Raw genomic sequence first — 16,370 nt, 5'->3', positions numbered from 1 at the left:
TAGTCATAACTGCTGTTTTGCCCATGTTATAGCTGTCTGGTAGTGAGTAGGTAATAGTGACACTAAGGCATTTAAGGATTTTACTATTTTTTCGGGTTGCGAATGGGTTAAATTTAAATGTCCTACTTTGCGTCCCGCTCTTACCTCTTTTTCATACCAATGCAGGTGAATTAAATCAATTGATAACCAATTTTGGTTTAACTCTGTGCCAATTAAATTGACCATAACAGCAGGTTGGGTCACATCGGGAGTAAGCAAAGGTAAATCTAAAATTGCCCGTAAATGGAGTTCAAATTGGCTAATAGAAGCACCATTTTGCGTCCAGTGACCACTATTATGTACACGTGGAGCTAGTTCGTTAATCAACAACTTATCACCAACTACAAAACACTCCATTGCCATTACACCGACATAATTAAGTTTATGCATAATGGCTGATAACATTTGTTCAGCTTGTTGCTGTAGTAATGGATTTTGTTCAGGTAATGCAACACTGATTTGCAACATACCATTTTGGTGTAAATTATGCGTGAGCGGATAAAATACGGTTTCACCTTTAGCATTACGCGCACCAACTAAAGATACCTCTTTATCAAAAGCAATGGCTTGTTCCACTATCGCTTGCTGATAGAGATCATCGGGTACATTGATATCACTCTGGATAGCGATTCGCCACTGCCCTCGCCCGTCATAACCACCACAACGACGTTTAACAATCAATAAATCACCTAGCTGATCAAATAATTGTGGCCAATCTTTTTGATGATTAAGTGGAAACCATTTTGCCGTTGCCAAGCCAAGTTCATCGAGTAATTGTTTTTGTGTTAAACGATCGGCAATAATTGGAAATACCTCTCGATTAATAAAATGGGGATGTTTAGCTAATAGTTGGGTAAAAGGTGTGTCCGGCCAGCGTTCTATTTCGGCTGTGATCACAGAGTGCTGATAAGGTATTGTATTTGGATCGACTTCGGTACCTACGGGAAAAACGTTAATACCTAGTGGTTCTCCCGCTTGCCTGAGCATTCGCCCTAATTGACCATTACCTAGCACACATACAGATTGAAATGTCATGTTATATTTCTACTCTCGGATCGGGGTTATTTAGAACTTCATCAGTTTGACTCAAGCGCCATAAAGACAAGCGTTGATAAATTGTTTTATCGTGTAGTGCTAATATTTGTGTGGCCAGAAGTGCCGCATTAGCCGCACCTGCTTTACCTATTGCAAGTGTACCGACTGGTATGCCTTTCGGCATTTGAACAATAGAATAAAGACTATCAATGCCATTTAATGCTGCGCTTTGAATCGGTACGCCTAACACTGGTATTAGTGTTTTTGCTGCTAGCATGCCCGGTAAGTGAGCTGCCCCACCTGCACCGGCGATGATCACATCAAAACCGTTTTGCTTAGCATTTTCAGCAAATCGAAATAATTTATCGGGAGTACGGTGAGCAGAAACAATTTCGACATGGTAAGTAATGGCTAAAGTATCAAGCACATCAGCAGCATGTTGCATGGTTGCCCAATCACTTTTTGAACCCATTACAATGGCTATTTTAGGTTGAGTATGCATAGAGAGTTGACTAAATATTTTTAGATACGATGTGGGCAAAGTATACACTAAAATTTGAATAATGGGGATAGCTGGTGTGGTTATTGCCTATTGGTTAATAGGCAATATTGATCGTTTGACTTAACAGTTTTATACTAATCTTTCAGATGAATTTAATTCGTTTAAGATAATAAGTTAAGGTTTAACCTTTCCTTAATTTAGAAGTATTGGTTAGAAGATAAGTTAAAATCGCTTGCTTTAAATACGCCGATTATTATCGGCGTGGCTAAGATCGACTACTGGTTTACTGCTGCAATAATTTTGATTTCAACCAGATACTCTTTTTTCATTAATCCAGCCTGAACAGTACACCGCGTAGGTGCGCTTCCTTTAGCGACCCATTCATCCCAAGCTTGATTCATTGCTGTAAAATCATGTTTATTAGCAATAAACAAGGTCGCTTCTAAAATACGCGTTTTGTTACTATTGGCTCGGGCTAAAATTTTATCAATTTCAGCTAGTGCGCTTTGAGTTTGTTTATACGCATCATTCTCTAGGTTTGTTGGAACACTGGTATAATAAATCAGCTTATTGTGGATCACCGCTTCTGACCAGCGATCTTCCGGATCAAGTCGAATTATAGTCATCATTTTTCCTTTTATAATCGATTGTCTAAGATACTTTAATAAAATCTGCACGCAATTTTTTTATTTCATCGCGTAATACCCCTGCTTTCTCAAATTCAAGATTTTGTGCCGCTTCGTACATCATCGCTTCCAGCTCTTTAACTCTTGCTTGCACTTCTTTTACTGAAACATAATTATATGGTTTACCTGGTTCAAAAGCTTGTACTTTAGCGGTCGCTTTTTTGGTGCTTAATCCAGCATCCAAAATATCTTTAATCTCTTTGCGTACCGATTTAGGGGTTATACCATGTGCAATATTAAAATCTTCCTGTTTTTTACGACGACGTGCTGTTTCATCAATGGTTTTTTGCATAGCAGGAGTTATTTTATCTGCATATAAAATTGCTTTACCATTTACATTACGCGCTGCGCGCCCTACGGTTTGAATTAATGAGCTTTCAGAACGTAAAAAACCTTCACGGTCAGCGTCTAAAATTGCTATCAATGATACTTCAGGTATATCTAACCCTTCTCGCAATAAGTTGATACCCACAAGTACATCAACTTTACCTAAACGGAGATCACGAATAATTTCCATACGTTCAACGGTGTTGATATCCGAGTGCAAATATCTAACATTTATATTATGTTCCGACAAATAATCTGTTAGATTTTCTGACATTCGTTTGGTTAGTGTCGTGACCAAAACTCGCTCATCATTCTTAATGCGTATTTTAATTTCAGACAGAAGATCATCTACTTGTGAAGCAACAGGACGAACCTCTAAAACCGGGTCAAGCAGTCCTGTCGGTCTAACCACCTGTTCAATAATTTCACCACCTGATTTCTCAATCTCATATTTAGCTGGTGTGGCTGAAACATAAATAGTTTGTGGCATAATATTTTCAAATTCTGCAAACTTTAACGGGCGATTGTCCAGTGCAGAAGGTAATCGGAAACCATATTCAACCAAATTAAGCTTACGTGAACGATCACCATTGTACATTGCCCCTAATTGTGGGATAGCTACATGGGATTCGTCAATAAACAGTAAACCATCAGCAGGTAAGTAATCAAATAGTGTTGCCGGTGGATCACCCGGATTACGTTGTGCTAAAAAGCGTGAATAGTTTTCTATACCTGAACAGTAGCCTAGCTCGGTCATCATCTCAATATCAAATAATGTACGTTGAGTAAGGCGTTGTTCCTCCAAAAGACGATTATTGTCTAATAAGACTTTCTGACGCTCTTTAAGTTCTTGTTTGATTTGAGCTATAGCATTTTCCATAATGTTTCTTGGTGTAACATAGTGCGTTTTTGGATAAATGGTTATACGCGATACTTCATTTACACTATTTCCGGTAAGTGGATCAAACAGAACAATGCGTTCAACTTCATCATCAAACAGTTCAACGCGTACAGCTAATTCATCAGAATCCGCAGGGAAAATATCTATCACATCCCCTCTGACTCTAAATGTACCACGGCTAAATCCAATTTCATTACGAATATATTGCATTTCAGCTAAGCGAGTTAAAATCGATCGCTGATCAGTGATCGTACCTTTGGTTAAATGCAAAATCATCGACATATAGGTCTCAGGCGCACCTAAACCATAAATAGCCGATACAGAAGCTACTATGACTACGTCACGTCGTTCTAGAAGTGATTTGGTCGCTGATAAGCGCATCTGTTCAATATGTTCATTTATCGAGGCATCTTTTTCGATAAACGTGTCAGTCGAAGGTACATAAGACTCCGGCTGATAGTAGTCATAATAAGAGACAAAATATTCAACCGCATTTTCCGGGAAAAATGCCTTCATTTCACCATATAGTTGTGCAGCTAGTGTCTTATTAGGCGCTAAAATAATCGTAGGGCGATTATGTTTAGCAATCACATTTGCCATAGTAAATGTTTTACCTGATCCGGTCACGCCTAATAATGTTTGATGCGCTATCCCGTCATCAAGATTTTGATTGATCCTTTTTATCGCTTCTGGTTGATCGCCAGCGGGTTTAAAATCGGAACACAATTTAAATTTTTTCATTACATCGTAACCTAATATTTTACCTATTAATAAAAATTATCCCCAAAAGGACTTGACCTTTTAAAATCTTATATTTTTTGCTCAGTTAACATAAAAACAGATAAACTCGATACTTAAAGGATAACTTGATTTATAATAACTTATTGATATATTTGAATAAATCCAAACGCGATTAAGTTGTAACCAAATCAAGCTAAAACCTGATAGTTACTGCGATCAGGACTCTTTTCAATAAACTACTCACAGAGTTATCCACAGGCATCGGGGATAACTCTATAAGTATAGTCTTTATCTCTCTTTTTCAAGAATAAGGCTAAAATTTGACACTAAAAAGAATTTTTTTTCATTGATTTTTTCTATTTTTAAATGACATTTAATAGTTAATAACTAATAAATTAATTTAGCTGTTCCAGTTTATATTGATAGCTATGATCGAACACAGGCACAAATGTTAATCGATGAGTGATGCATTTTGGTGCATCCTCTGCATGATGAGAAACAAATAGCAGTTGTGTGTGTCCGTCATTAATTAAACGGTCTATCCAACGTTTAACCAATTCACGATTTAGTTGATCTAGTCCTTGCAATGGTTCGTCTAAAATAAGTAATGTGGGATGTTTCACTAAAGCTCTTGCGATCAATACTAATCGTTGTTGTCCCCACGAAAGAGATTGAAAAGGATCATTTGCTTGCTTTTGTAACCCTAGTAATTGTAACCATTGATCAGCCAATTTATCTTGTCTATCACTGGTTGCTTGATAAATACCAATTGAATCAAAATACCCTGATAATAACACATTTTTAACGCTAGAACTGACTCGGTAGTCTAAATGCAAACTACTACTTACATAACCAATGTGTCGCTTGATATCCCAAATCGTTTCCCCTGAGCCTCGTTTACGCCCAAATAAGGTTAAATCATTACTATAACCTTGTGGGTGATCTCCTGTGATAAGGCTTAATAGTGTCGATTTCCCTGCGCCATTAGGACCTACAATTTGCCAATTTTGATTAGCTTTTACTCGCCAGCTAAGTCCATTAATAATAACTTTATCATCGTATCGAATAAAACCATTATTTAAGATCACTCGATCCAATTCATTAGCAAGCTCTACTGGCGGTTCGTCAGCTTCAGGTAATGCCATATTTTGGATATTTTCTAAATCAGCCAACTGTTTTATGGTGGCATCATCTAATATTGTTGCTTTTTTACCAATTTTCAATAGCTGGCAATCAGCAAGTACACCGATATTTTCAACAAAGGCTGGGATCTCATTAAAACGATTTAATACTAATACAATAGTCATTCCTTGTTTAGCCAGATAAGAGAGTCTTTCTGCAAGATTTTCTCTTGATAAGACATCTAATCCGTCAAAAGGTTCATCCAAGATTAGTAAATCGGGTTGCGTCATTAAAACTCGGCAAATCAGCGCTTTACGAGTTTCACCCGTTGAAAGGTATTTAAAACGTCGTGATAATAAGTGAGCGATGCCAAATTGTTCTGCTAGTTGCTGGCAAAGTACCTCATCCACTCGATTCTCTTGAATGATTTGCGCGGTGGTTAGACCTGTATCATCCTCTCCTTCACTAAGCATATCGGTGTTATTACGTTTCCATTCATCATCAATGAGTTTTTGTAACTGTTCAAATGAGATGTGAGCAATAGATTTAAATTCATTGATCACATTTCCAGATAATAAGGGTTGTTCGCCAGCTAATATGTTGACTAAAATTGATTTACCGCTACCATTACGCCCCACAAAAGCAACACTATTGCCTTGATTAATTATTAATGAGTCAATTATAAAAACTTTATAATCGCTAATTTTATAGCGGGCATTTTCTATTTTTAACATATAGATCCTCGTTGTGCTAAATTAATGTAGCTACAATAATGTTTTCTGGGTGAATGGACAAAATCGTTTGTTTACCAACAGCTAAAGCTAATTGTTCAACTTCGCTTGTTAGTTTGCTAGCATAGAGCTTAATGCCTGAAGGTAATACAAAAGCTATTTCACTCCACTGACCGTCTGTTGTGATCTCTTCAACTGTAACAAGTAAATTGTTATTACTTGTCTCATTTAATTCAATCAATGGCGCTTTAATTAACAATAAGACTGTTTTATCTTCGCTTAGTTTTAACCTTTCAACACTTTGCTGGGTAATATAAACTTTTAGTTCAGTTTGCTCATCACTCAATTTCACGGTGATAAATCCAGCAATATTGTTAGTCTTAATCTGTTTCACACTACCATATAGCTGGTTTCTGGCACTAGTTTGTAATGATAATTTCGCTGTTGCTTTTAAAATATCATCAAGTGGTACTTTGTCATCATTTAATATTTTAAAAGCGTTTAGTTGTAATTGAGTTAATAGATCATAAAGCTGTATAAATCGTACAGCATAAGCACTGAGTTTTGTTCCACCACCATTTTTACCACCGATTGCGGTTGTTAAAAAAGGTTTTGGTGCTAACTTATTTATCTCATTAATCGCATCCCATGCTGTTTTATAGCTAATATTAATCTGTTTGGCTGCTTGGCTTAACGATCCTGTTTGCTCGATAGCTTTTAGCAATGCGATCCGCCTAGGGTCGGTAAAAAGTTGCTGATTTAAGTTTAATGTTAATAAAATTTCAGGGTTAAACATACTTTTGTTGCCTTTAAAACTAAAATCTCGTTTGTACCAATATATTAGTTTATTGTAGTCGCTTTTTTTTGATCCTTCAAAACTTGTAAAAATAGTTGTTATCAAAATTCAAAAGGTGTACCTAAATATTAGTAAATTCTATAGAATTTTGCATTAGTCATTAATGATGAAAATTATAAGATATAAAGATACAAATTGAAGTATAAAAATCATTTCAAATTTAAAGATTAATTGTACTTTATAGATTAATTTTGATAGCATCGATGTATAGTGTTTTATATAACGAACGTTTATTATAGTATCTAAATTAACCTGTCTAAAATAATACTCAGACGGGTTTTTATAGAGGGATAAAATCGAACAAAATACTATTTTCGATCGATTATCTTTCAATTATGGAACCAAACATGATTAATGTTGTGAGGAATAAAATGAAAAAAATTATTGGGATTTTATTTGCTATTTCAGCAATAGCATCTTCATATTGTGCCAATGCAGTCGAAAAAGTTACGGTTTTTGCCGCTGCATCATTAACTAATGCTATGCAAGATATAAGTGTTGCCTATAGAGCTGAACACAAAGATACTGATGTTACTTTCTCATTCGCTTCTTCTTCTGTGTTAGCCAAACAGATTGAACAAGGGGCGCCAGCGGCTATTTTTATGTCAGCTGATCAAAAATGGATGACTTATCTTATTGAGCGTAACTTAGCTAAAGACAAAGAAGATCTGCTCAAAAATGCGCTGGTATTAATTGCACCAAAACAATCTAAATTAGATAAAGTTGAGATCAATTCAACCACTAATTGGGATGCAATTTTACCAAAAGGTGAAAGAATAGCTGTGGGCGATCCTGAACATGTCCCCGCTGGACTTTATGCCAAGGAGTCATTAACTAATTTAGGCGTATTTGATAAATTATCACCACACTTTGCTCCAGCCAGTAATGTACGTGATGCTTTAATGTTAGTCGAACGTAATGAAGCCGTTCTAGGTATTGTTTATAGCACTGACGCTAAAATTAGTGATAAAGTGAAAATTGTTGGTACTTTTCCAGCCGATACATTTAAATCCATTGAATACCCTATTACTTTACTTAAACCAGAAGGTAAAGACTTTTATCAATACTTGAAATCACCACAAGCTAAAGCTATTTTTGAAAAATATGGATTTATAACTAAGTAATTGTTAAGTTATATGATACTGACTGAATTTGAATGGCAAACATTGCTACTTAGCTTAAAAATAGCTGGAGTAGCAATCATATTTAGCCTACCAATTGGCATTTTAACCGCTTGGATTTTAGCGCGTTGTCATTTTTTTGGTAAATCATTATTTGATAGTATCGTTCATCTACCATTAGTGTTACCGCCTGTTGTATTAGGTTATTTATTACTGTTAACCATGGGAAGACGTGGTTTTTTAGGTGAGTGGTTAGAGCGCTATTTTAATATTAGCTTTAGTTTTAATTGGCAAGGTGCAGCTTTGGCATCTGCCGTGGTTGCCTTTCCGTTAATGGTACGATCTATCCGTTTGGCTATTGAATCTATTGATACTCGCTTGGAAAATGTGGCTCGTACACTTGGCGCTCATAAATTTCGGGTATTTGTTACAATAACCTTACCGTTAGCTTTTCCGGGTATTTTAATGGGTGTTGTTCTGGGATTTGCTCGCTGTTTAGGGGAATTTGGTGCAACTATTACTTTTGTATCTAATATCCAAGGTGAAACACGGACATTGCCTCTTGCCATGTATACATTGTTACAAATGCCTGACGGTGAACATGCAGCCATGCGACTTTGTATTATTTCAATTATTTTATCATTAGTAGCACTATTTTTATCCGAAATGTTAAACCGTTGGCATAAGCGTAAACTGGCTGGGTAATAATCTATGTTAAAGTTACAGGTAAGCAAACAATTAGCTTCATTTTCATTTCAATTCAACCAAGATATTACCTGCCAGGGTGTCACTGCCATTTTAGGTGTTTCAGGTTCCGGTAAATCGACACTAATTAATCTTATTAATGGCTTAATCAGACCTGATGAAGGTAATATCACGCTCAATGATATAATTCTTGTCGATACCACAAAAAAAATATTTATTCCGCCAGAGAAACGCCTTATTGGTACTGTTTTCCAAGATGCTTTACTTTTTCCACACTATAAAGTTATTAAAAATCTTACCTATGGTACCAAAAATAAATTGCCGGCGAAGTTTGATGAAATTGTCGATGTACTTAATATTCGCCCTTTATTAAATCGCTATCCGGCTATGTTATCGGGTGGTGAAAAACAACGTGTTGCGATTGGACGTGCGTTGTTAACTAACCCTAAATTGCTGTTAATGGACGAACCTTTATCAGCTTTGGATATGCCTCGTAAAAAAGAGCTATTATGTTACATTGATAGCTTGGTTGACGAACTAAAAATACCCATTATCTATGTCACCCATAATATTAATGAGGTGAAACGTATCGCTGATAATGTTGCAATTTTAGATCAAGGCAAACTTTATGATTATGGAAAGACAGACCAAATTTTACAAAGTGATTATTTAAAACAGTGGCTGTAAAGGACAATATCTGAACTATTAGACTCTTGTTTGATATATGAGACACCTTCGTGCCAAGCACCTAGTACAATTCTTTTTACCGGCTCAGTTTTGATTAAAAAGGTATGCGTTGCAGGTTTATGGGTATGCCCATGAATCATCGTATCAGCATTGTATTTAATCATCATGTCAACCACTGCTTGTTGATTGACATCCATAATAGCCTCAGACTTTATTCGGTTATGCTCACTACTTTTTTTACGCAATTTATTAGCAATCTTTAATCTGATAAAAAGAGGTAATATTAAAAAGAGTTTTTGTAACCATTTGCAATGCATAATTTTACGGAATCGTTGATATTGGGGATCATCCTTGCACAATAAATCGCCATGCAGAAAAACAATATTTTTATCTTGCTGAGCTAAACAATTAATATCAGTCAATATTGTCATATCACAGGATTTGGCATATTTCACACCCAATAAGAAATCTCGATTGCCATGAACAAAATATTTTTTGATATGTCGATGAGATAAAGATTGTAATGCACTAGCAACTTGTTGGTGCAAAGTAGAATTTACGTCATCCCCTACCCAATAATCAAACAGATCACCTAAAATATAGAGTTCACAATTATCAGGCAAAGTTTCTAAGAAAGATAATAAGCCTGCCGTAATGACAGGCTCATTGTCTGTTAAATGGATATCTGCAATAAAATAACGAAGTGGATTACTCAACCGTTACACTCTTAATTACAACATCTTCAACTGGAACATCTGAATGCATGCCATTACGTCCAGTTTTTACTGATTTGATTTTATCAACCACGTCAAGTCCATCTACGACTTCTGCAAAAACGCAATAACCATAACCATTAACATCAGCTGAACGATAGTTTAAATAATCATTATCAACAACATTAATAAAAAATTGCGCAGTTGCTGAGTGGGGATCTGAGGTGCGAGCCATAGCCAAAGTACCTCGATTATTTTTTAGTCCATTGTCAGCTTCATTTTTAATCGGCGCTTTGGTCTTTTTCTGTTTCATTCCAGGTTCAAAGCCACCACCTTGAATCATGAAATTATTAATAACTCGGTGAAAAACGGTATTGTTATAAAAACCTTCTTTACAATATTCAATAAAATTTTTGACTGTCTCTGGAGCTTTATCGTCAAATGTATTGATTTTAATATCACCTAATGTAGTGTGAAATATAACCATAAAATGTTCCTTATTCTCTTATTATCAAAAATGCACCTATAGATCCAAAAGTTAATGAGTTAAAAATCTCACTTAATACTGAACTTCTCACACGCTTCAAGTGTATTACTCATTAACATGGCAACGGTCATTGGACCAACACCACCTGGTACGGGGGTTATCCATCCGGCGCGATCAGCGGCCAGATTGAATTCTACATCACCTACAAGTTTACCATCTGGTAGACGATTAATTCCAACATCGATTACAATAGCGCCAGGTTTTATCCATTCACCTTTAACATAATTAGGGATGCCCACGCCAGCAACAACAATATCAGCATTACTGACATGTTTAGCTAAATCGACTGTTCGACTATGGGTAATGGTTGTGGTACAACCTAATAATAGTAGTTCTAACGCCATAGGCCGTCCAACAATACTCGATGCGCCGACAACTGTTGCATTTAATCCTGAAAGATTGACTCCTGTTGACTGCAACATTTTAACTACACCATAGGGAGTACACGGCCGTAATATTGGGTCACGCTGTAATAAATGCCCAATATTATAAGGGTGAAATCCATCAACATCCTTACAAGGATCGATGCGTTCAAGAACTTTTGTTTTATCTATATTATCAGGTAAAGGTAATTGTACTAAAATACCATGAACATCACTGCGTAAATTTAATTCATCAATTAATTTCAATAATTCTTCAGTTGTTGACGAAGGGAAGTCATAAGCAAACGAGGCAAAACCAACATCATCACAAGCCTTTTGCTTATTTCTGACATAAATTTTTGAAGCAGGATCTGAGCCAACTTGAATGACAGCAAGTCCAGGAACCGATAGTCCATTGGATAAGCGTTCTTTCACTTTACTAGCAATTTCATTTCGTACTTGTTGTGCTAATACTTTCCCATCAATTATTTTTGCAGTCATGATCTTCCATTTATGTCTAATTAAAACGTTATTTTCGCAAAAGTTTTTATTAATGTCTATTTACTTGTCTATTGCCGCATTGAGTTCGGTTAAGATTTGTTGGTACTGCCTATCAATATCGGTAATTACCGAACAGAGATGAGCATCAAAAGTTTTTAATTTAGGCTTTTGTGACTTCCATTCGTTTTTGGAGATTTGTTTGATAGCACCATAATTTTTAAATAAATCAAATTGCAGCAAACTATTACCTACCACATCATAAAAAATCCGTTCACCAATATCTTGACCTTCTTGCCTGATATTATTGAAATTTTTATAATAAAAATGGGTCTCGCCCTGTTCTGTCGAAATAGATCGATGCAACAATTTTACCAATCTTTTATACAATTTGTTTAATTGATTATGCAATTCGCTATCATCGCCTAATTTTGTTTTTATCGCCTGATCAAATGTAACTTTAACTTCACCTAAAAGGTTAGAGGCTTGTTGTTCAAGTTGTGGTAATTGTTTACGTAACTCTTTTTGAAATTGTTCCGTCTGTTTTTGTAATTGAGTATCAAGAGGTACTGAGTTACCATTTAAAACTACCATTCCTTTAGGCATAATGATTAAATCATCTTGTGGATTAAAAATATGCACATTTTCCTCTGTTATTGCTATATCGTAACTTGGTTTTACTGGACACGCTTTATGAGATGCAAAAAGTGACATAGGGATTAGTAATAAAATAAATAACAACGTTTTTAACATATTTATATCCAAATCATAAACAAAATAGAATTATAACTGCTCATCATAAAGATCCATAATAAAACATTTAATTATAGGTTATGTAGCTATATAACAATATGGTTCTTTAGATTGTTAATCCTCAAATCACGCTATTTGTTAGCTATCTTTTCTTTTTTATTAACATTGAAACCCTATTATCAAAAAAATTCAATCATTAATATCTATTGCAAATTTTAATAAAAAACTAATTTAATCTTGGCATGTAAAGATGTTTCAGGTTAAACCTATGTTTGAGTATAAACCCAGTGCATAATGTGCAAAAATATTACAAATCACAGAAACTTATCCACTATATTTGCGACTTGACTTTATAATAGTTAAATCAATAGATATAATCTATTTTAGCAAATACAATTATCTACTTTTTTTCTATCAAAGTTGAGTATAGTATTTTAAACATTAAATCTAAATTCTGAGAGGTATTGCATGTATACTGTAATTTTTGGACGTTCAGGATGTCCTTATTGCGCGAGAGCTAAAGAGTTAGCAGAGAAATTATCGCAAGAACGTGAAGATTTTTCTTACCGTTATGTGGATATTAATGCTGAAGGTATCACAAAAGAAGATCTTTCTAAAAGTGTGGGTAAACCTGTAGAAACTGTTCCACAAATATTCATTGATGAAAAACCAATTGGTGGTTGTACCGACTTTGAAGCTTATGCCAAAGAGCATTTAGGTTTATATAAAGATTAATTAAAATAATTTACAAGTTATCATTATTATGCCACCCCTCGGTGGCATAATTTTTTGGATTAATCTATACTCAATTAGCGACCCGGCAACTTTTTCCATGTAACTTCATTTCGTAAATAAGTTGGCTCTACCTTTTCAACATTAACTGTTTCATTCTTCTGCCATTTTTGATTAGCAATGACGATAAGATCTTGTGCATGAGGTAATAAAATATCACTTTGTTTAATATCTGAAAGCATATTTGGATAAGTTTGCCAACCAGTTCCAGCACTATAGTTATCTTGGGAAACGAGTTTCACTTGTTGTACGACTTTTTCTGGTGCAATAACACACTCAGGAAAAATAGCATGCCATTGGTTGTTGTTTAATTGATATTGTCCTAAATAGACTTCATTCATTCTGGCGTCAATGGTAGCAATTACATTACTTGCTTGTTTGGTACGATATGCTCCTTGCGCTAATGTCATTAATGTTGAGACACCTATCATCGGCTTGTCTGCTCCGAATGCTAAACCTTGTGCTACACCTATACCAATTCGCACACCAGTAAAACTTCCGGGGCCTTGCCCAAAAGCAATAGCATCCACTTGTTGAAGGGAACAATCTGATTGCTGGAGAAGTTTATCAATCATGGGGAGAATTTGTTTAGTGTGATCTCGAGCAGAAATCACAAAATCATGAGTGATTTCATTACGATATAACAAAGCTGCTGAACAAGCTTCTGTCGATGTATCAATGGCTAAAATAGTACTCATCTTTTTTCCAAAAAATATATGATCTGCCCTGTTAACTTTTAGATAACAGGAAATTGATAACGTTATTAATATCTCGTGTTCTTGGTGATGGCGGTAAGCTATTAATAAATGTCGCTCCATAAGGTCTCATCACTAAACGATTATCGCAAATAATAATCGCACCACGATCATTATGATGACGAATTAATCGCCCTACTCCTTGCTTCAAGGTGATAACAGCTTCCGGTAATTGTACCTCATTAAATGCGTCACCTCCTTGCATTTGGCAATCCTCCATACGAGCTTTAATTAATGGATCATCCGGCGAGGTAAAGGGTAGTTTATCTATGATAACACAAGATAAGGTGTCTCCTCTTACATCAATTCCTTCCCAAAAACTACTGGTAGCAATTAAAAGTGCATTTCCGTTATGTATAAATTGTTCAAGCAATTTAACTTTACTTGTTTCTCCTTGCACTAAAACCAGTAATTTAGTTAATTCGCGAAACTGTTTAGCTAAAGCGTTCATCATGGCATATGAGGTACATAAAAAGAAACAACGACCTTTATTCGCTTCAATAACCGGCAGTAAAATATCTACTAATTTTTCTGCATTACCTTGCTCATTAGGTGAAGGTATATAACGAGGTACACACATAATCGTTTGATGTAAATAATCAAATGGACTATCTAATATCAATGATTCAGCATTGGTTAATCCTAAACGTTTAGTAAAATAATCAAGATGATTATCAACGGATAATGTAGCAGAGGTAAAAATCCAACTCCCTTTACGTTCGTTTAAGAGTTCGGTAAATTTATCTGCCACAGATAGTGGTGTTAGTGCAAATACAAAATAATTATAAGTACTTTCATACCAATAACTAAACCCAGGAACATTAGTTTCAGTCAACTTTTTTAATAATGAATTATATTGATTTACTCGTTCGAAACAGTTATCAAGTGTTGAAGAACGTCCGGATGCCAATAATAAAACTTCATGACAAAAATTTAACGCATCAAAAAGGTAAGATAATTCTTGTTTTACTGACTGTTGATTAAATAAATAACGTAAATTACCTTTTGTATTTTGTTGATTAATGACAATACGTAAATCCTGAGTGCTTTTTTGGAGCTTATCTGCGCATTGTTGTAACTGTGACATATCTTTAACCTCTGTGCGATAACAGAGATTAATCTCTTTGGCGAGATCAAATAGCTGCCTACTACTTAATTGTTGACCAAAATAATGGCAAGCTAAATCAGGAAGTTGATGAGCTTCATCAAAAATCATCACTTCAGCTTTCGGAATGAGTTCCCCAAATCCCGTGTCTTTTACCACCACATCAGCTAAAAATAGATGATGATTTACCACAACCACATCTGCATTTAAAGCTCGCTTTCTGGCTTTAACTACATAGCAATCATTATAATGTTCGCATTCACTACCAAGACAACTATCATTTGTGCTGGTTAATATTGGCCAAATGGCATTATCTTCGGTAACCGTTGTACATTTACTTATATCACCATCTTTAGTTTTAATTGACCAGTTCTTCACTCGCGCTAATTCGACACGTAAATCCTTATCCAAATCTCCGGCTGCGGCATATTGATGATACAATCTATCTAAACAAAGATAATTAGCACGCCCTTTAAGCAATGCTATTTTACCTGTAAAATTTAATGCTTTTTTAATAATCGGTAGATCTTTACTAAATAGCTGTTCTTGAAGATTTTTAGATCCGGTTGAAATAATGACTTTCTTATCACTACGCAAGGCAGGAACTAAATAAGCAAACGTTTTACCGGTACCTGTTCCCGCTTCAACAACAAGTGATTGTTGCTTTTGTATTGATTCTGATACTTTACTTGCCATATTACGTTGTGGATCTCTAGCCACAAATCCATCAATAGTTTTAGCCAGCAAACCATTTTCAGCAAAATCATCAATCACTTAAAATACACCTAATAAACAAAGAAAAGATAAATTCAAGACACTAATAAACTAAAAAATCTAATTAAGAAATTAAACAACAGTATGAAAACATAGCCTTTATTTTAAAGGAGGACTTACTTTTTAAATTGGTATAAAAAATAACAAACATAAAATCTCGTTAATATAACAATTAACAAGAAAAAAAGAAATGAGAATATACTTTCCCTCAACAACATGTCTATTTACTTGATTGATATTCATTTATCAAGGGGGGAAGTAAAATCACTTCAACGAGTATTTTAAAAAAAATGAACAAGAGTACTAAAACAGATAACCAGTAAAAATAACACCAACTAAATAGAGTTGATGTTATTTTAACAATTTAGTTTTTAGATAAATCAAATAATGCTTAATTGACAATAAGTATCTTTTTTCTTTGTACATCAATTTTGAATAAGCGCGAATTGATGAAGTTTTTTTGTCATTATATAAAGGCAAGACATCATCTTTCCAAGGTGATTTAGCCAAATAATAATCAAATAATTTAGTTTTATAAGGCTGATGCCAAGGTTTATTTTTGGTGATGTAATGAATAAATACAGTATTTGACGGTACTTTAGAATCTTCATTACCATT

At 34.9% G+C, this 16,370-nt stretch carries 17 protein-coding genes; 4 read left to right on the top strand and 13 right to left on the bottom strand.

Going from position 1 to position 16,370, the window contains the following annotated elements; translation table 11 throughout:
- Positions 1-3: 3 nt before the first annotated feature.
- The 6 genes from purK to A9G11_RS00555 form a co-directional block, all read right to left on the bottom strand.
- On the bottom strand, positions 4-1,074 hold the full coding sequence (gene purK, locus A9G11_RS00580; protein WP_065617601.1) for a 5-(carboxyamino)imidazole ribonucleotide synthase: 1,071 nt from the start codon (positions 1,072-1,074) through the stop codon (positions 4-6).
- Position 1,075: 1 nt separating this feature from the next.
- A complete protein-coding gene (gene purE, locus A9G11_RS00575; RefSeq protein ID WP_065617600.1) occupies positions 1,076-1,576 on the bottom strand; it encodes a 5-(carboxyamino)imidazole ribonucleotide mutase in 501 nt (166 codons plus the stop codon).
- Between the two features lie 275 nt (positions 1,577-1,851).
- The gene (locus tag A9G11_RS00570; RefSeq protein ID WP_065617599.1) at positions 1,852-2,202 is read right to left on the bottom strand and encodes a RidA family protein; all 351 of its coding nucleotides are present in this window, start codon (positions 2,200-2,202) and stop codon (positions 1,852-1,854) included.
- A 25-nt stretch (positions 2,203-2,227) separates the two neighbouring features.
- On the bottom strand, positions 2,228-4,231 hold the full coding sequence (gene uvrB / locus A9G11_RS00565; RefSeq protein WP_065617598.1) for an excinuclease ABC subunit UvrB: 2,004 nt from the start codon (positions 4,229-4,231) through the stop codon (positions 2,228-2,230).
- A 395-nt stretch (positions 4,232-4,626) separates the two neighbouring features.
- Complete coding sequence (gene modF / locus A9G11_RS00560; protein WP_065617597.1) at positions 4,627-6,093, bottom strand: molybdate ABC transporter ATP-binding protein ModF; 1,467 nt, start codon at positions 6,091-6,093, stop codon at positions 4,627-4,629.
- Positions 6,094-6,103: 10 nt separating this feature from the next.
- Positions 6,104-6,880, bottom strand: a complete 777-nt coding sequence (locus tag A9G11_RS00555; protein WP_065617596.1) for a TOBE domain-containing protein — start codon at positions 6,878-6,880, stop codon at positions 6,104-6,106.
- A 431-nt stretch (positions 6,881-7,311) separates the two neighbouring features.
- On the opposite strand from A9G11_RS00555, the gene modA reads away from it, so the two are divergent.
- Genes modA through modC form a run of 3 tightly spaced genes read left to right on the top strand, consistent with a single transcriptional unit; the run spans position 7,312 to position 9,453 of the window.
- Complete coding sequence (gene modA / locus A9G11_RS00550) at positions 7,312-8,064, top strand: molybdate ABC transporter substrate-binding protein (protein WP_065617595.1); 753 nt, start codon at positions 7,312-7,314, stop codon at positions 8,062-8,064.
- 12 nt (positions 8,065-8,076) lie between these two features.
- The gene (modB, locus tag A9G11_RS00545; RefSeq protein ID WP_065617594.1) at positions 8,077-8,766 is read left to right on the top strand and encodes a molybdate ABC transporter permease subunit; all 690 of its coding nucleotides are present in this window, start codon (positions 8,077-8,079) and stop codon (positions 8,764-8,766) included.
- A 6-nt stretch (positions 8,767-8,772) separates the two neighbouring features.
- Positions 8,773-9,453, top strand: coding sequence for a molybdenum ABC transporter ATP-binding protein (gene modC, locus A9G11_RS00540; RefSeq protein WP_065617593.1), 681 nt, complete (start codon positions 8,773-8,775; stop codon positions 9,451-9,453).
- Here the strand turns inward: modC and A9G11_RS00535 are convergent.
- From A9G11_RS00535 to A9G11_RS00520, 4 genes are all read right to left on the bottom strand, one after another.
- Positions 9,432-10,169, bottom strand: a complete 738-nt coding sequence (locus tag A9G11_RS00535) for a UDP-2,3-diacylglucosamine diphosphatase (RefSeq protein ID WP_065617592.1) — start codon at positions 10,167-10,169, stop codon at positions 9,432-9,434. The genes modC and A9G11_RS00535 overlap by 22 nt on opposite strands.
- Positions 10,162-10,653, bottom strand: a complete 492-nt coding sequence (gene ppiB / locus A9G11_RS00530) for a peptidylprolyl isomerase B (RefSeq protein WP_065617591.1) — start codon at positions 10,651-10,653, stop codon at positions 10,162-10,164. Before ppiB ends, A9G11_RS00535 begins: the two co-directional genes overlap by 8 nt.
- Positions 10,654-10,721: 68 nt before the next feature.
- Positions 10,722-11,576 (bottom strand): bifunctional methylenetetrahydrofolate dehydrogenase/methenyltetrahydrofolate cyclohydrolase FolD, encoded by an 855-nt coding sequence (gene folD, locus A9G11_RS00525; RefSeq protein WP_065617590.1) that lies wholly within the window; start codon positions 11,574-11,576, stop codon positions 10,722-10,724.
- A 60-nt stretch (positions 11,577-11,636) separates the two neighbouring features.
- On the bottom strand, positions 11,637-12,326 hold the full coding sequence (locus A9G11_RS00520; RefSeq protein ID WP_065617589.1) for a DUF2884 family protein: 690 nt from the start codon (positions 12,324-12,326) through the stop codon (positions 11,637-11,639).
- 468 nt (positions 12,327-12,794) lie between these two features.
- Between A9G11_RS00520 and A9G11_RS00515 the strand changes: the two genes are divergently transcribed.
- Complete coding sequence (locus tag A9G11_RS00515) at positions 12,795-13,061, top strand: GrxA family glutaredoxin (RefSeq protein ID WP_065617588.1); 267 nt, start codon at positions 12,795-12,797, stop codon at positions 13,059-13,061.
- A 74-nt stretch (positions 13,062-13,135) separates the two neighbouring features.
- On the opposite strand, the gene tsaB is transcribed toward A9G11_RS00515, so the two are convergent.
- The 3 genes from tsaB to A9G11_RS00500 all read right to left on the bottom strand — a co-directional run.
- A complete protein-coding gene (gene tsaB / locus A9G11_RS00510) occupies positions 13,136-13,816 on the bottom strand; it encodes a tRNA (adenosine(37)-N6)-threonylcarbamoyltransferase complex dimerization subunit type 1 TsaB (RefSeq protein ID WP_065617587.1) in 681 nt (226 codons plus the stop codon).
- A 31-nt stretch (positions 13,817-13,847) separates the two neighbouring features.
- Positions 13,848-15,752, bottom strand: a complete 1,905-nt coding sequence (locus tag A9G11_RS00505; RefSeq protein ID WP_065617586.1) for an ATP-dependent DNA helicase — start codon at positions 15,750-15,752, stop codon at positions 13,848-13,850.
- A gap of 351 nt (positions 15,753-16,103) precedes the next feature.
- On the bottom strand, positions 16,104-16,370 hold a 267-nt coding region (locus A9G11_RS00500; protein ID WP_218055996.1), incomplete at its 5' end, for a glycosyltransferase family 8 C-terminal domain-containing protein.

The sequence above is a fragment of the Gilliamella sp. wkB108 genome (genome assembly GCF_001690195.1).
Classification (GTDB): Bacteria; Pseudomonadota; Gammaproteobacteria; order Enterobacterales; family Orbaceae; genus Gilliamella; species Gilliamella apicola_L.
This window is presented reverse-complemented; position numbering and strand designations above follow the sequence as displayed.

Bases quoted from the DNA above. Each gene is read 5' to 3' on its own strand.
- purK (WP_065617601.1), bottom strand. From the start codon at position 1,074: ATGACATTTCAATCTGTATGTGTGCTAGGTAATGGTCAATTAGGGCGA.
- purE (WP_065617600.1), bottom strand. From the start codon at position 1,576: ATGCATACTCAACCTAAAATAGCCATTGTAATGGGTTCAAAAAGTGAT.
- A9G11_RS00570 (WP_065617599.1), bottom strand. From the start codon at position 2,202: ATGACTATAATTCGACTTGATCCGGAAGATCGCTGGTCAGAAGCGGTG.
- uvrB (WP_065617598.1), bottom strand. From the start codon at position 4,231: ATGAAAAAATTTAAATTGTGTTCCGATTTTAAACCCGCTGGCGATCAA.
- A9G11_RS00555 (WP_065617596.1), bottom strand. From the start codon at position 6,880: ATGTTTAACCCTGAAATTTTATTAACATTAAACTTAAATCAGCAACTT.
- modA (WP_065617595.1), top strand. From the start codon at position 7,312: ATGAAAAAAATTATTGGGATTTTATTTGCTATTTCAGCAATAGCATCT.
- modB (WP_065617594.1), top strand. From the start codon at position 8,077: ATGATACTGACTGAATTTGAATGGCAAACATTGCTACTTAGCTTAAAA.
- modC (WP_065617593.1), top strand. From the start codon at position 8,773: ATGTTAAAGTTACAGGTAAGCAAACAATTAGCTTCATTTTCATTTCAA.
- ppiB (WP_065617591.1), bottom strand. From the start codon at position 10,653: ATGGTTATATTTCACACTACATTAGGTGATATTAAAATCAATACATTT.
- folD (WP_065617590.1), bottom strand. From the start codon at position 11,576: ATGACTGCAAAAATAATTGATGGGAAAGTATTAGCACAACAAGTACGA.
- A9G11_RS00520 (WP_065617589.1), bottom strand. From the start codon at position 12,326: ATGTTAAAAACGTTGTTATTTATTTTATTACTAATCCCTATGTCACTT.
- A9G11_RS00515 (WP_065617588.1), top strand. From the start codon at position 12,795: ATGTATACTGTAATTTTTGGACGTTCAGGATGTCCTTATTGCGCGAGA.
- tsaB (WP_065617587.1), bottom strand. From the start codon at position 13,816: ATGAGTACTATTTTAGCCATTGATACATCGACAGAAGCTTGTTCAGCA.